Annotated in this window: 14 protein-coding genes; 6 read left to right on the top strand and 8 right to left on the bottom strand. The window is 59.8% G+C overall.

Features of this window, described 5'->3' with window-relative positions:
- Window positions 1–57 precede the first annotated feature (57 nt).
- Entirely contained in the window at window positions 58–456 is a 399-nt protein-coding gene (gene csgH / locus MRBLRC7O_RS23030; RefSeq protein WP_111820805.1) for a curli-like amyloid fiber formation chaperone CsgH, read from the top strand.
- A gap of 168 nt (window positions 457–624) precedes the next feature.
- Complete coding sequence (locus tag MRBLRC7O_RS23025; protein WP_162690828.1) at window positions 625–1,038, top strand: curlin; 414 nt, start codon at window positions 625–627, stop codon at window positions 1,036–1,038.
- Window positions 1,039–1,080: 42 nt separating this feature from the next.
- On the opposite strand, the gene MRBLRC7O_RS23020 is transcribed toward MRBLRC7O_RS23025, so the two are convergent.
- The 8 genes from MRBLRC7O_RS23020 to MRBLRC7O_RS22985 all read right to left on the bottom strand — a co-directional run bounded on the left by MRBLRC7O_RS23020 (window position 1,081) and on the right by MRBLRC7O_RS22985 (window position 9,290).
- A complete protein-coding gene (locus tag MRBLRC7O_RS23020; RefSeq protein ID WP_367727695.1) occupies window positions 1,081–2,067 on the bottom strand; it encodes a hypothetical protein in 987 nt (328 codons plus the stop codon).
- A gap of 157 nt (window positions 2,068–2,224) precedes the next feature.
- Window positions 2,225–3,094, bottom strand: a complete 870-nt coding sequence (locus MRBLRC7O_RS23015) for a D-psicose 3-epimerase (RefSeq protein ID WP_112493674.1) — start codon at window positions 3,092–3,094, stop codon at window positions 2,225–2,227.
- Window positions 3,095–3,158: 64 nt separating this feature from the next.
- Entirely contained in the window at window positions 3,159–3,824 is a 666-nt protein-coding gene (locus MRBLRC7O_RS23010) for a nucleoside triphosphate hydrolase (RefSeq protein WP_111791422.1), read from the bottom strand.
- A 29-nt stretch (window positions 3,825–3,853) separates the two neighbouring features.
- Entirely contained in the window at window positions 3,854–4,702 is an 849-nt protein-coding gene (locus tag MRBLRC7O_RS23005) for a sugar phosphate isomerase/epimerase family protein (RefSeq protein WP_111791423.1), read from the bottom strand.
- A 1-nt stretch (window position 4,703) separates the two neighbouring features.
- Complete coding sequence (locus tag MRBLRC7O_RS23000; RefSeq protein ID WP_112493675.1) at window positions 4,704–5,699, bottom strand: ABC transporter permease; 996 nt, start codon at window positions 5,697–5,699, stop codon at window positions 4,704–4,706.
- On the bottom strand, window positions 5,696–6,712 hold the full coding sequence (locus MRBLRC7O_RS22995) for an ABC transporter permease (protein ID WP_111791425.1): 1,017 nt from the start codon (window positions 6,710–6,712) through the stop codon (window positions 5,696–5,698). The genes MRBLRC7O_RS23000 and MRBLRC7O_RS22995 overlap by 4 nt, the downstream gene beginning before the upstream one ends.
- Window positions 6,705–8,195 (bottom strand): sugar ABC transporter ATP-binding protein, encoded by a 1,491-nt coding sequence (locus MRBLRC7O_RS22990; protein WP_060727324.1) that lies wholly within the window; start codon window positions 8,193–8,195, stop codon window positions 6,705–6,707. The genes MRBLRC7O_RS22995 and MRBLRC7O_RS22990 overlap by 8 nt, the downstream gene beginning before the upstream one ends.
- Before the next feature lie 117 nt (window positions 8,196–8,312).
- A complete protein-coding gene (locus MRBLRC7O_RS22985; protein ID WP_367727694.1) occupies window positions 8,313–9,290 on the bottom strand; it encodes a substrate-binding domain-containing protein in 978 nt (325 codons plus the stop codon).
- A gap of 237 nt (window positions 9,291–9,527) precedes the next feature.
- Here MRBLRC7O_RS22985 and MRBLRC7O_RS22980 point away from each other — a divergent pair, with 237 nt between their 5' ends.
- The 4 genes from MRBLRC7O_RS22980 to MRBLRC7O_RS22965 all read left to right on the top strand — a co-directional run bounded on the left by MRBLRC7O_RS22980 (window position 9,528) and on the right by MRBLRC7O_RS22965 (window position 14,286).
- Window positions 9,528–10,607 carry a LacI family DNA-binding transcriptional regulator gene (locus tag MRBLRC7O_RS22980; protein WP_060727208.1) on the top strand — a complete coding sequence of 360 codons (1,080 nt, stop codon included), beginning with the start codon at window positions 9,528–9,530 and terminating at the stop codon, window positions 10,605–10,607.
- 96 nt (window positions 10,608–10,703) lie between these two features.
- Complete coding sequence (locus MRBLRC7O_RS22975) at window positions 10,704–11,015, top strand: tetratricopeptide repeat protein (protein WP_223568689.1); 312 nt, start codon at window positions 10,704–10,706, stop codon at window positions 11,013–11,015.
- Between the two features lie 153 nt (window positions 11,016–11,168).
- On the top strand, window positions 11,169–13,061 hold the full coding sequence (locus tag MRBLRC7O_RS22970) for a sigma-54-dependent Fis family transcriptional regulator (RefSeq protein ID WP_112493677.1): 1,893 nt from the start codon (window positions 11,169–11,171) through the stop codon (window positions 13,059–13,061).
- Window positions 13,062–13,212: 151 nt separating this feature from the next.
- Window positions 13,213–14,286: a 2,3-butanediol dehydrogenase gene (locus MRBLRC7O_RS22965; RefSeq protein WP_060727211.1), complete on the top strand. Its 1,074-nt coding sequence runs from the start codon at window positions 13,213–13,215 to the stop codon at window positions 14,284–14,286.
- The last annotated feature ends 44 nt before the right edge of the window (window positions 14,287–14,330 follow it).

The following is a 14,330-nucleotide window of genomic DNA, read 5'->3' as shown; positions in this document are numbered from 1 at the left end:
GCCGTGCGACGTGAAACTGGTCGCGGTCGAAACACCAGGTCATCAGGGAGACGAGCCATGCCCCATAGCGTCAGACATCCGCGCCGCCTGGCGGCGATCCTTGCACTGGCCCTGCTTCCCGCCGGCGCCGTTGCGGCAATCTCGACCGCAAGGGAACCGCCAGAGGGAAAGGTCTGCGAGATCAGGGCAACGCCGCAGGCGGGTATGGTGAGGCTTGAGGCCTTTGCCGGGGGCGACACGCCTGCCGGCGGGACCTACGCCTTTCACGTCGAAAAGTCGGGAAGCGGCGGACGTTCGGTCATCAACCAGGGCGGCGACTTTGATGCCACCGCCGGACGTTCGCAATTGCTGAGCGCGGTGACGCTCGATGCCAAGGGAGCCCGCTACAAGGCGGTGCTCGATATGGTGATCGATGGCAGGAGCTTCAGCTGCACGAAGCAGGTTGGCGGCGACTAAGCTGCGGCATGCTTGTGAATTATCCCAATAAAGGGCGCCGCTTAGGGCGCCCTTTTCTCTTGATCGTGCCGAACGACTGAACGACATGTGAATGGGCAATTCCGGTCGGGTTCAGTTGCGGGATGCGATTATCGATCATCGGCAAGGCGCTGACAGATGGAGATCGGAATGACCCGCAACATATTGAAACTTCTTACCGTTACCCTGCTTGTTGGTGGCCTCACACCCCTTGGATTTGCCGCACCCGCCCATGCTGGCGGCCGCATCTCATTCGACCTCGCACCCGGCAATGCCGCCGACGGCGATCTGCTTTCGACAGGTCTTCGCGCCTATTCGCTCTACCGTGGCCTGAAGGATGCCGATATCCGCCAGCTCGGCCGTGGCAACGCCGCCGGCATCGCCCAGAACGGCGGCGGCAATCTCGGCTTTGTCCGGCAACGCGGCACCGGCCATTCCGCAACGCTGCAGCAGAATGGCAACAACAATGCTTATGGCATCTTTCAATACGGCCGCAACACGGACACCAATGTGGTGCAGGATGGGAATAACGGCAGCGGGCTGACGTTCAGCTATGGCTGGTAAGGCGACGTAGGACAGCCATCATTGCCGGTCTTCCCCGCATGCTTAATTCGCAAGAACCTTTCCGTCCCTGCTCTGAACGATATCCGGCGACGGAACCGGTAGAGCATCGGAAGCAGGCAGAGGCGGAATGATCAGCCATGCGCCGGGATAATCATTGCGAAGATGCCGGGGATTATAACGAATATTGCGTCCGGCGGCATGGTGAAGCGTTCCGAGCGTGGCATCTGTTGAAAGCACACCTCTGCTGATTTCGTGGAGTTTTCCGTTGCCATCAAGGGCAAGCGTTGCCTCAGAAAGATGGAAACTGTCGATGTGAACGGTATGCTCCTGCGGCGTGTCGAGAACCCATCTGTCTGAATCGACGAAGCCGTCGGTGTAGACATTACCGGTGGAGGCACGCAGGGACGTGCCTTTCGGCAGACTGATACCATCAACAACATTGCCATCGGCGAGAATGCATTTGCTGAAGGCGGAGATGCCGCCATCGGGCAAGAGATCAAACTCAACCGGCTGCGTCGCATCGCAGCGCCAGCCGCTCTGGATGGTCACTCCATTGCCGGTTATGCGCATGTTGCCAGGGGTAAAGCCGGTCGTTTCGTAATTCTCATTGGTCTTTATCGCGATATAACGGGCGATCTCGATGGCATTGATATCAGCGATCCGCACCGGATGCGGAAACACGACCCGGTTGAAGGCCTGCCTGTTATAGGCAATGGCCAGTTCGAGTTTCGTACCCTTGGGCATATCGATCCCGCCTAGGCGCGCCGGCTCCGAGAGTTCCGGCCGATAGCTTGCCGCTCTCTCCCTGTCATAAGCGCGCATCTGCAGATAAAAATCGCCGAACCGAAAAAGCGTGAAAAGCGCAACGGCGGTCACCAGCCCGTAAGGCAGGATCATCGGGCGCTTCCAGCGGCCGTGCACATATCGAACGAACAGCAACAACGTCCAGACGACCCACACAAGGGGCGTGACGAGAAAGAAGGCAAGGAGAAGCAGCGCTTCGACGGAGGGCAATGCGACAGGGATCATGCAAACCAATGGTCCTGGGCGGATCGTTTTGATCCTGAAGAGACATCAGTGCTTTAGCCCACAAGCGGTTGTCATTTCAACTCGGCGATGGCGGGCGGATAGTGGCGGCTGTCCGGGCGACAGATAGCGGCCGCCCGGTCAACGCGCTTATGGGGTATCAGCCGCCAAGGACGAAACGGGAGAATGCCAGGGCATTGCGGGCGTCCTCGTCCATTTTCGCGACATCGGCGCCGCCGCTAAGATCGCGCCAAACCTTGATGTCAGAGCCGATCGTGCCACCGGTCTTGACGAAGGGCTCCATGATAACAGCACCGGTGTAATTGATATCGCGAAGGGCCAGACCAATTTCGTGCCAGGGCATCCTGCCCTTGCCCGGTACGCGGCGATTGCTCTCACCGGTGTGGAAATGACCGAGAAGCGGGCCGGCCGTGCGGATGGCTTCGCCAAAACTGTCTTCCTCGATATTCATGTGGAACGTATCCAGCATGACTTTCACGTTGTTCTTGCCAACATCCTTGACGAAGGCGACGCCTTCGGCCGCCGTGTTGAGCACGTGGTTTTCAAAGCGATTGAGGACTTCGATGCAAAGGTTGATGCCGAGATCATTGGCGAAATCCGCAATGCCGTTGATGCCTTCGACACCGCGCGCATAGTCGCCCGTCTTGTCAACGGGCTGGGAGTAATCGATCGGCCAATAGGAATGCAGCGCACCGCCGATCGTGTGAATGTCGAGCTTGGCGACATTGGTAAGGGTTCGTTCAAAAAACGCCTTGCCGGCTGCGCGCACGGAAGCATCCTCGGACGACAGGTTCTTCGTTTTCGAAGGGCCGATGCCGGCGGTGAGGATGATGCCGTTATCCTTCGCGCTCTGCCTGATGGCAGCGAGTTCGGCGTCGCTATAGTCGTTGATGTGGTGTGCGGCGACTTCGATGATATCGAAACCGAGCTTGGCGACCTTCTCGATATAGGGGCCGAACTTGGCGCTCCACTCATGTTCCCAGTAAGAATAATAGATGCCGTGTTTCATGGGGATCTCTTTCGCTTTTCGTTTCGCTGGATTTGATTTGGGCGGAGCAGCGGTTCAGCCGGCTTCAGGAAGTCGGCTTGCTTCCCGGATTTCCGATACGAAGGTCCGGCTCCGTGCTCGAGGAAATGATGAACCGGCCATTCGGAAGGTCATTCTCTTCAACCTTGCGATTGATCTCGTCTTCACCGAGGCCAAAGCTGCGCCAGCGATCTCTCAGCCGCGCACGCAGGTCGTCCTCATCGACATCGACAAAGACAGTCAGGTCAAAAATCTGTTTGAGACGATCCCAGGGCGACTGGCTGGCAAGGAGATAGTTGCCCTCGCAGACGATGATATCGACGGATTGCGGGATCAGACGGCCGCCTGCGCGGGCAATTTCGATTGCGCGATCAAAGACGGGGACGGCAACCTTGTCGTCCTCATTAGCCTTCAGGCGCTCAAGCATGTGACGCAAGCCGTGAGCATCGAAGGTATCGATTGCGCCCTTGAAGGGACGGCGCTTCATCTCTTCCAGCACGGCATCGTCATAATGAAAGCCATCCATCGGAAAGAGCGCTGCAGACACGCTTTCGCCTGCGTTCAAGACGTCAACCACATGCTCGGCAATGGTGGATTTTCCCGATCCCGGCGCGCCGGCGATCGCAATCATCACGCGCCGCCCTTTGCCGCCAGCGAGACGTTTGAGGGTCAGGCCCGCAATTTCACGGGCATTGTCGTCAATTTTGCTCAAGGTATTCTTCGCCTCGATAATGAATACTGTCAGAAAATCCGGTACTGGTTTGCCTTGTCGCGCAGGAATGCCAGGCCCTTGTCGAGAACCTCATCAGCGCTCGGCGCAACCGGCCGCCAGGTCGAAATCGCGCCCGCCATCTCCTCGGGCATCGCGGCAAAACTTTCGAGGGTCAGCACACCCTTGAAATCGATGGCGGCGAGTGCGGAAAACACTTCGTCCCAGGCAACGTTGCCAAACCCCGGCGTGCCGCGGTCGCTTTCCGACATATGCATGTATTTCAGGTGGTTGCGGGCGGTGATGATGCCGTTTGTGATACCCTTTTCCTCCATGTTCATGTGGAAGGTATCGAGATGGATAAAGACGTTGTCGGCACCGATACGTTCGACCAGCGCCACCGCCTGTTCGGCGGAATTGAGCAGATGGTTTTCGTAGCGGTTCACGGTCTCGATGCCGAATTGCAGGCCGAGCGTTTTCGCGTGCCCGGCAGCCCGCGAAAGCGCCCTTGTCAGGTTGTCATATTCACCCTGCGTCGGTGGAAATCCGGTTCGCTCATTGGTGCCGCCATAGGTGACCCCCGTCAGCGCTTCCGCCCCGATTTCTGCGGCTTTGTCGAGCGCGGTGTTCAGATGGTCGATAGCCGCGTCGGGACGCACCGACGCCCAGGCGGGCTCCGGCAGCACGAGCGAACAGACGGCGCGTAGACGGTATTTCTCCAGCAGGGCGCGCGTGTGTTTTGCATCGACGGAGGGAATATCGATGAGCGGAATCTCGATGAAATCCTGACCGTAATCCGCGGCAGCGGCAATGGACCGTCTGGCGTTTTCGTGGTCCCATTTCAGAGACCACATCATTGCGTGAACACCGAAGCCTTTCACGTCATACCTTCCTTCTGAGAGATGCGAAGTAGCTTGAAAACAGGCCGCGCGCCGCCATGACGACAATCATCAGCACGCCCCAGAGCGCCGTTGCCAGATGCTGGTTGGCCCCGAGAAGATTGAGGCCGGACGATAGGAGCTGCAGAACGATGAGCGCCACGAAAACGGGCAGCACCCGACCGAAACCACCGAACGGATTGATGCCGCCAAGAAAGGCCGCCAGCACCGTGATTAGCAGATAGGATTCCCCGTGGCCGACACGGACGGAGTTGAAACGGGCAAGCATGATGATGCCGGCAACAGCGCACATCAGACCCGAGAGCGTGTAGACGAGAACCTGGATCTTGCGCGTATTGAGGCCGGAATAACGCGCGGCCTCGATGTTCGAGCCGATCATCAACAGGCCGAAGCCGAGCTTGGTGCGCGTCAGCAGCACATGCCAGAGCCCGACGCAGACGATGAAGATCAGAAGCGGGATCGGCAGACCGAGAAGCGTGCCGTGGCCAAGCGGCGCCATATAGGCGGGAAAACCCGAAACGTCACCGCCGCGTGTCAGAAACTCGCCAAGGCCACGCAAAAAAATCATCATCGACAGCGTCACCAGAATGGGGTGCGCGCGGGTGTAAGCGATCGCCGCTCCCGTCATGGCACCGGCAGCCCCGCCGGTGACAAGTGCGGCAAGGCAGGCCAGCAGAAATGCGCTCGGCGGCGCATCCACCCCGCCATGGACCTGCAGCACCCAAGCCGCAGCAAGACCTGACAGATTGGCGGCGAAGGTGGCGGAAAGATTGATACCGCCCGTCAGAAGCGGCAGCAGCATCGCAAGTGTCAGCAGGCCGAGCTCCGGCAGCTGGAATGCGACCGAACCGAATGTCCCGAGCGAAAGAAAATTGTTCGCCAGCGTTCCAAAGATGAGCATGACCGCGATGAAGGCAATAACCGGCCCGGCCATATCGGCACCGAAGATCGCGTTGAATTTCCTGACAAGGCTGCTCATCGCTGGGCGCTCCCCTTCTTTGCGGATGTCCGTAAGGCGCTCGGCAGAAGCTTGTCGAACCGGGTGGAAGAGAGCGTGATGGCGATGAGGATGATGGCCCCGACGATCATCTTGAACGCAAAGGGAGAGACCCCCATCAGGTTGAGGCCGTTCTGGGTGATCGATACCATCAGCACCCCTAGCACGCAGCCGATGACAGACCCCTTGCCGCCGCCAAGCCGCGCGCCGCCAAGCACGGTTGCTGCAAGAACATCCAGCTCGCGGCCATAAAGCGCGTTCGGCACCACCTCCTGCGCATAATGCGCCTGCATGAGCCCGGCAATGCCCGCCATCAGGCCGAGCCAGCCGAAGGAGATGTAATGCATGGCACCGATATTGATGCCGAAGCGGCGAGCGCCTTCAGGGTTGTCGCCGAAGGCATAAAGTTTGCGCCCGACGGTGGTGCGCGAAATCATGAACCAGGTGGCGACACAGCAGAGGATCATGACGACAACGGGCAATGTCAGCTCGACCCAGGAACCATCAGGCATCTCACGCTCGTAAAGCACCACGCGCGTCGACAGCCACTCCGGCAGGTCGTAGATCGACACGCCCTTGGTGAAGAACATCAACAGCCCGAAGAAGATGTTGAAGGTGGAGATGGTCGCGACGATGGAAATGATGTTGAGCCGCCAGACGAGGAAGGCATTGACGAAACCGAGACCGAGGCCAACGGCGCCGGCGATGATGAAACCTTCCGCCCAGTTGCCGCCGCCGAGCGCATTGAGCGCCAGCACCGTCACATACTGGACGACGGAGGCCGCGACCGCGAAGGAGATGTCAATACCGCCTGAAATCAGCACCACGAGCAGGCCAACCGCGAAGATGATATTGACCGCCGAGACATTCAGCACGTCGAATGCATTGGAAATGGTGAGAAAGCGGTCGGTCGCAAAGGACAGTCCCGTGCAGAGCAGCACCATGACCACAAGCAGGGTAAATTCGGTCGTATGTCCGAGGATGAGCCTACGCATAGATGGCGGACTCCAGTTCGGTAAGCGACAGGCGTCGCGGATCATAGGTGGCGTGGAACCGGCCTTCGACCATGTGGATGACCCTGTCTGTATTGAAATAAACTTCCGGCGCTTCGTCGGAGATCACGATGATCGAGAGACCTTCTGCGGCGAGCTTGCGGACGATTTCGAAGATGCCGGCGCGAGCACCGACATCGACACCCACGGTCGGCGCGTCGAGGATGAGGATTTTCGGCCCGATCGCCAGCCACTTGGCAATCGCCACACGCTGCTGATTGCCGCCTGAAAGCGTGCGGATCGGATCTTCCGGCAATCCGATCTTGACGCCGAGCGCCGAAATCCAGCGGGAAACGACATCCGCCTTTTTCGACGGAGAGATCAGGCCACCGCTCAGCAAGCGGTCGAGAGAGGCCATGACGAGATTATCGGCAATGGACTGCGGCTGGTTCAGACCAAGCGAGAGCCGGTCCTCGGAAAGATAGGCGACACCCGCCCGGATCGCATCGCGGTTGGAATGGAAATCCACCCTCTTTCCATCGATGAGGATTTCACCCGATTGCGCCCGATGCATGCCGAACAGGGTCAAGGCCAGTTCCGTGCGGCCGGCTCCCAAGAGACCGGTTATGCCGAGCGTTTCTCCCCGCCGCAGATCGAACGAAACATCTTCAAATTCGCCGGCCCGGCTCAGCCCGCGCACCGAGAGAACAACGGGTTTGTCGTCGTGATCGGCGGCGATGACGGCGCTGTCGAAATTGCGACCGGTCATCAGTTCGGTCACCCGTGACTGGGTCATGCCTTCAACGGGAAAGACGCCAACAAGCGATCCATCCCGCAGCACCGTGATGCGGTCTGAAATCTCCAGCACTTCCGCAAGGCGATGCGAGACGAAGACGACCGCCACACCCGAGGCCGACAGGTTGCGGACGATGTCGATCAGATAATCGGTTTCGGACTGCGTGAGCGACGCGGTCGGTTCATCCATGAAAACGAGCCGCGCTTCCCCGACCAGCGCGCGGGCAATCGCCACGATCTGACGCTGGGCGATGGGCAGTTCCTTGAGCGGCTTATCAAGATCGATCTCGACGCCGAGCCGGGCCAGCGCCTTTTCGGCCGCCTGTTCGATGGCGCGTTTGTCGACCAGCCCGTATTTTCCATTCACCGCGTACTGGAAGCCGATATTCTCAGCCACCGTCATTTCATCGAACAGCGCCAGATCCTGCCAGATAACCTGGATGCCAAGCGATTGCGCAAGCGTCGGGGTCATCGCCGCTATCGGCTTGCCGTCGAAATAGAGTTCGGCGTCGCTTTCGGGCGTATAAACGCCTGTTATGACCTTGATCAACGTGCTTTTGCCACAGCCGTTTTCGCCGGCAAGGCAATGCACTTCCCCCGGATTGACCTCGAAGGAAACATCCTTCAGGGCGCGCACACCGCCGAAGGTGACTTTGACATTTTTGAGGGACAGGAGCGGTTCTGCGCTCATGATAACGTAAATCTCCTTCCGCCACGGCAGCTTTGCAGACGTGGCGCTCGGCATGTTTTCCTGATGAGGCGTCGCGCGCGTATCGCACCCGCGCGACGCCCTTGGCCTTGGGGAGGATCAGAGGCCCATGGAAACGAGCTTGTCGATGCTTTCCTTGTCGATCTTCAAAAGCTGGTCGACGACGATGGTGTTACCCTCGGGATTGATGGTGCCTAGACCTTTGATATTGTCGCCGGCCTTGGGCGTCTCGCCCTTGGCGATACGATCGGCGAGGGTGATGAAGACTTCACCGGCCTGCTTCGGGTTCCACATGAAGCCCCCCGTCAGCGCGCCTGATTTGATGAGCTTCGCGCCCTGCCCCGGCGAGAACGGGCCGATGACGAAGACCTTGCCATCCTTGCGCCGCTCTTCGACGGCGCGGCCGGCACCGATCGGCCCCTGCGAACCAAAGGCGAGGAAACCACTCAGGTCAGCATTGGCGGACATCAGGTCAAGCGCCGTCGAACGGCTCTTGTCGAGGTCTTCAGCGACACCGTAGCGATCGCCGACCAGCTTCATGTCGGGATAATTGGCCTTGATATAGGCGATGGCGGCATCCGCCCAGGCGTTATGAAGCGGAACCGTAAGCGAGCCGACGAAGACAGCATAGGAGCCCTTGCCGCCCATCTTTTCCGCCAGGAGCTTGCCATGCGCTTCACCGAAACCCTTGGCGGAGGCGAGCTCGAAATCCCAGTCAGCGCCAAGCTGCTTGGGCGATTCATGGGTGATGACCTTGATACCGGCTGCCTGGGCCTTTTTCAGCACCGGCTCCAGCACCTTTGCATCATTCGGCACGACGCCGATAAAATCGACCTTCTGGGCGATCAGGTCCTCGATGGCGCGAACCTGCAGCGCCGGGTCGGCGCTGGTCGGGCCGACCATGAAACCGTCAACGCCGAGCTTCTTGCTCTGCTCCTTGATACCGGCCTCCATGGCGTTGAACCACGGAATGCCGCCGAGCTTGACGACGACGCCAACCTTCGGCCCTTCGGCAAAGGCGGCGGATGAAAGCAGCGCGAGCGACAGGCCGACCGCTGCAGCAATAATTTTCTTCATGATGTTCCTCCTCAAAAAATCGGCAACCGAAACCCGCCGCAGCCATTTCTCATCTGGCGCGTTCAAAATTTCTCATCTCGCTTATTCGAGACTCTCCCTTGCCACTCCCACAGCAACCATCTTGCACAATCGATATTGCCAAGTTGCACAATCGATGGTGCAATAACCATATCATGAAGCTCCCTTCCGTCAAGGGGACGCCTGCTCTAATAATTGGAATCAGTTGGGGAGATCACAGTGACGGGCATAAGTTCCAAGAAAGCCACCATTTATGACTTGTCGATATTGTCGGGCGCATCAGCCTCGACGGTAAGCGCCGTGTTGAACGGATCATGGCGCAAGCGGCGGATTTCCGAGGAGACTGCCGATAAGATTCTCTCGCTTGCCAAGGCACATCGCTACACCACCAACCTGCAGGCCCGCGGTTTGAGGAGCTCGAAATCCGGTCTCGTCGGGCTTCTGGTGCCCGTTTATGACAACCGGTTCTTTTCCTCTATGGCGCAGACCTTCGAGGGGCAGGCGCGCAAACGCGGCCTGTCGCCCATGGTCGTCTCCGGTCGGCGCGATCCCGAGGAAGAACGTCGCACCGTGGAGACCCTGATCGCCTATTCGATCGATGCGCTCTTCATTGCCGGTGTGACCGATCCCGACGGCGTGCACCAGGTCTGCGCCCGCGCGGCGCTGCCGCACGTCAATATCGATCTTCCCGGCAAGTTTGCGTCCTCGGTCATTTCCGACAACAGGCGCGGCGCGGAAATACTGACATCGGCAATCCTTGCCCATGCGGCAAAAGGCGGGCCTCTCGGTCCTGATGACGTCATCCTGTTCGGTGGTCACGACGACCACGCCAGCCGCGCCCGCATCGACGGCTTCCACGCTGCCAAGGCCGCCTATTTCGGGGCTGAGAGTGGAGACGATATCGAGATTACCGGCTATTCCCCTCGCATGACGGAACTGGCTTTCGAAGGTTTCTTCGAGCGCAGGGGCCGCCTGCCCCGCTGTTTCTTCGTCAACTCATCGATAAATTTCGAAGGGCTGCTTCGTTTCATGGGGCGTCATGACGGTGAGACCTTCGGCGACATCGTGGTCGGCTGCTTCGACTACGACCCGTTCGCATCGTTCCTTCCCTTCCCTGTCTATATGATCAAGCCCGATATCGCGCAGATGCTCGAAAAGGGTTTCGAACTGCTGGAAGAGAACCGGAGCGAACCCGAGGTCATCATTATCGAACCGCAGCTCATTCCCCCGCGAACCGCGCTGGAAGGCCCGCTCGACGATATCTGGGACCCGGTTGCATTACGCCGCATGGGCAGATGAACGCGCGGAATACCGCTTGACCTCAACTGTGCTTGAGGTCGTACCGATTGCATGGTGCTTCACCATTGCAACGGGATAACGATGATAGAAAAACTCATGAAGATGCTGGAAGACGGACGGGACAGTCCGCTCCTGCGCTTTTCAATCGCGAGGACTCTGGCGGGCGCAGGGCAATTCGAAGATGCCGCGCATCATCTGCAGGAGGCTATCCGGCAGGACCCAGACTATTCGGCGGTCTGGGCCGAACTCGGCGAATGCCGCGCACGGTTGGGAGATGAGGACGGCGCCATTGCGGCGTGGGTGAAAGGCATGTCGGTGGCCATCAGGCGTGGCGACATTCAGGCCAAAAGGCAGATGGAGGTCCGGCTGCGACGTTTACGGTCACGCAGTTTAAAGGGCGTCAGTTGATAAGACGGGAATCACGGGCGCAACTCGGTCGCGTCGTTGCCAGCACAATCGAGCCCATGCGCAAAAAATCGCCGGAAGGTTAGCCAGATTTCATAAAACTGGCTATGATCGCCGGAAAAATCACGGGAGGCGGCTGTCGAGGGCCGGTGATTTATGGGTTTTTCGGATCACATCAAGGAAATCGAGCACGTCGGACAGGGCAGGAATACCGGCCGCGATGCGGTGGTGCTTGAATCCTGGCGGCGTTGTCTCGATACCTATCAGCTTGATCCGGCCAAGGCCCGCGAAGCCGTCATCGTTTCCGAAACATGCCTGCGCGAGCATCGCCAGCGGGCGGAAGACCTCGTCCACATCGCCCGTTCCGGCCTGGAGCGGCTGTACCGGCAGGTGGCGGAGCAGAATTACGTTCTGCTTCTGTCGGATCAGCAGGGAGTGACGGTCGAGTTTCTGGGCGACCCGTCATTCAACAACAATCTGCGCAAGGCCGGGCTTTACCTGGGCTCTGAATGGTCGGAACCGCGCGCCGGCACTTGCGCCGTCGGCGCCTGCATTGCCACCGGCGAAGCGCTGACGATCCACCAGACCGATCATTTTGATGTGACACATACGCCGCTTTCCTGTACCGCCGCCCCGATCTACGATACCCAGGGCGCACTCACCGCCGTACTCGATATTTCGCTGCTGAGTTCCCCCATCCTCAAGACCAGCCAGAACATGGCGCGACATCTGGTTTCGTCGACCGTGCGAAGGATCGAACTGGCAAATCTGATGGCCAGCAGCCGTCATGATCTCGTGCTGCGCTTTGCTGGCGCGCCCGAATTTCTGGATGTCGACCCCGAAGCGGCCCTGTCCGTCGATGGCTCTGGCCGGATAACGGGCATGACGCACGCCGCCGCCCGCCTTCTCGCCGCATCGCGCGGGCTTGACTGGCGCATGCCGGAACGCCTCCTCGGAGAGCGCGTGGAGGAGTTTTTCGAGGCCGGCTTCGATGAACTCGCCTCCCTCACCCGGTCAAGCCTGCCGCAGGAGAGGCGCATCGTCGTGAAGGACGGCACGGTGCTTTATGCGCACGCGATCGAACCGCAGCAGCGCCGGTCGACCGTGCCGCTTACCCATCCGAAATCCCAGCCTGTCATGGAAGAGATCGGCGGCGATGGACCGGCGGTTCGAAACCTCAGGCGCAAGGTGGAAAAACTGGCGCCTGCAAAACTGCCGATCCTGCTGCAGGGCCAGACCGGAACTGGCAAGGAACATCTCGCCCGCATCATTCATGACGCCAGCGGCGTTTCCGGCCGCTTCGTCGCCGTCAATTGCGCCGCCATTCCCGAACAGCTGATCGAGAGCGAATTGTTCGGTTATCTGCCGGGAGCCTTCACGGGTGCGCTGGCGAAAGGACGCAAGGGACTGGTGGAAGAGGCACAAGGCGGAACGCTTTTCCTCGACGAAATCGGCGACATGCCGTTTGCGGCACAAAGCCGCCTTTTGCGGGTGCTGGCCGAAGGCGAGATTCTGCCCGTCGGTGGCTCCACCCCACAGAAGGTGGATTTCAGGGTGATTTCCGCATCCCACCGCCCCTTGAGCGACATGGTACGGACAGGTGATTTCCGCGAAGATCTCTACTACCGCCTGAATGCGGCCGTGCTAACCTTGCCGGCGCTTTGCGAGCGCGACGACTTCCCCTGGCTCCTCGATAGGCTTCTGGAAAAACATGGGCTGCCGGGTCGTCCCCTGACGCTCTCCAACGCCGCCCGGATGTCGATCCTTAGCCATCGCTGGCCCGGCAATATCCGCGAGCTGGACAATGCGATAGCCTTTGCCGCCGCCCTTTGCGATGACGGGGTGATTACGGCGGAAGACCTTCCCGATCAACTTGTCTCCGCAACGTCAGCCCTCATGATCGACAGTCGCGGTGCCGATCTCGGCGCGCTTCTGGCCGCCTGCAACGGCAATGTGTCGGAGGCCGCGCGCCGGCTCGGCATTGACCGCACGACCATGCACCGGCGAATGCGACGCCTCGGCCTCGGAAAGCCTCACCAGAAAAAGTGAGGCATGCGCCACGGCTGTCGCGCCACAGCTGTGGCGCCGTATAAAACCGTCACTCTGGTAAAACCCCGCGATTTCGGGCTTCCGGCACGGCAAACCGCGCTGGCACGGGCATTGCACCTTCTCTGGCATCAGGAGCCATCGAGGAGAGAACATGCGCGCGCTCAGATTTCATGCAGCCAGGGACCTGCGGGTTGAAGACATTCCCGAGCCGAAACGGCCGGGGCCGGGACAGGTTCTTGTCCGCAACCGATTCGTCGGCATCTGCGGCACCGATCTGCATGAATATAGTTACGGTCCGATCTTCATCCCCACCGAACCGCACCCCTTTACCGGCGCACATGGCCCGCAAATTCTCGGTCACGAATTCGGCGGCGTCGTGGAGGCCATCGGCGAAGGCGTCACCTCGGTCGGCGTCGGTGATCGCGTCTCGATCCAGCCGCTCATCATGCCGCGATCCGGTGACTATTTCGCCGACCGTGGCCTCTTTCATCTGAGCACGCAGCTGGCGCTGGTCGGTCTCAGCTGGGAAGGCGGCGGCATGGCGCAGGCGGCACTCGTCAACGAATATAACGTCCAGAAGATTCCCGACGAGATGACAGATGAAGAGGCCGCACTCGTTGAACCATCAGCGGTTGCTGTCTATGCCTGCGACCGCGGCGGCGTCACCGCCGGCAACAGCGTTCTGGTCACGGGCGCTGGCCCGATCGGCATGCTCACGCTTCTGGCAGCGCGTGCGGCCGGCGCTGCCCAGCTCTTCGTGTCCGATCTCAATGACGCCCGCCTTGAGCTTGCCCGCAGCATCGTCCCCGACGTCATCACCATTAACCCGAAGCGCGACAATGTCGGCGATGTCTTGCGCGCAGCAACGGAAGGCAAGGTCGGCTGCGATGTCGCCATTGAATGCGTAGGCAATGAACATGCGCTCAAGGCCTGCGTCGATGCGGTGCGCAAACAGGGCGTCGTCGTACAGACCGGGCTGCATCCGCATGAAAACCCGATCGACTGGTTCCAGGTGACATTCCGCGATCTGGAGATCAAGGGCTCATGGGCCTATCCGACCCATTACTGGCCGCGGGTCATCCGGCTCATCGCCTCCGGCCTGCTGCCGGCGACGAAGATCGTTACCAAGCGCATCACGCTCGATACGGCCGTGTCTGAGGGCTTCGATGCCCTGCTCGACCCCGCCGGCACCCATCTGAAGATCCTGATCGATCTTTCGAAATAGGCCTGCCTCCCAAGGCATGCCGGGAGAGGAGCCCGCTATGCCGA

It is taken from the genome of Agrobacterium radiobacter, assembly GCF_040801995.1.
Taxonomy (GTDB): domain Bacteria; phylum Pseudomonadota; class Alphaproteobacteria; order Rhizobiales; family Rhizobiaceae; genus Agrobacterium; species Agrobacterium radiobacter.
This window is presented reverse-complemented; position numbering and strand designations above follow the sequence as displayed.

Coding starts and splice junctions, on each gene's coding strand:
- csgH (WP_111820805.1), top strand. CDS start 58: ATGCCCCATAGCGTCAGACATCCGCGCCGCCTGGCGGCGATCCTTGCA.
- MRBLRC7O_RS23025 (WP_162690828.1), top strand. CDS start 625: ATGACCCGCAACATATTGAAACTTCTTACCGTTACCCTGCTTGTTGGT.
- MRBLRC7O_RS23020 (WP_367727695.1), bottom strand. CDS start 2,067: ATGATCCCTGTCGCATTGCCCTCCGTCGAAGCGCTGCTTCTCCTTGCC.
- MRBLRC7O_RS23015 (WP_112493674.1), bottom strand. CDS start 3,094: ATGAAACACGGCATCTATTATTCTTACTGGGAACATGAGTGGAGCGCC.
- MRBLRC7O_RS23000 (WP_112493675.1), bottom strand. CDS start 5,699: ATGAGCAGCCTTGTCAGGAAATTCAACGCGATCTTCGGTGCCGATATG.
- MRBLRC7O_RS22995 (WP_111791425.1), bottom strand. CDS start 6,712: ATGCGTAGGCTCATCCTCGGACATACGACCGAATTTACCCTGCTTGTG.
- MRBLRC7O_RS22990 (WP_060727324.1), bottom strand. CDS start 8,195: ATGAGCGCAGAACCGCTCCTGTCCCTCAAAAATGTCAAAGTCACCTTC.
- MRBLRC7O_RS22985 (WP_367727694.1), bottom strand. CDS start 9,290: ATGAAGAAAATTATTGCTGCAGCGGTCGGCCTGTCGCTCGCGCTGCTT.
- MRBLRC7O_RS22975 (WP_223568689.1), top strand. CDS start 10,704: ATGAAGATGCTGGAAGACGGACGGGACAGTCCGCTCCTGCGCTTTTCA.
- MRBLRC7O_RS22970 (WP_112493677.1), top strand. CDS start 11,169: ATGGGTTTTTCGGATCACATCAAGGAAATCGAGCACGTCGGACAGGGC.
- MRBLRC7O_RS22965 (WP_060727211.1), top strand. CDS start 13,213: ATGCGCGCGCTCAGATTTCATGCAGCCAGGGACCTGCGGGTTGAAGAC.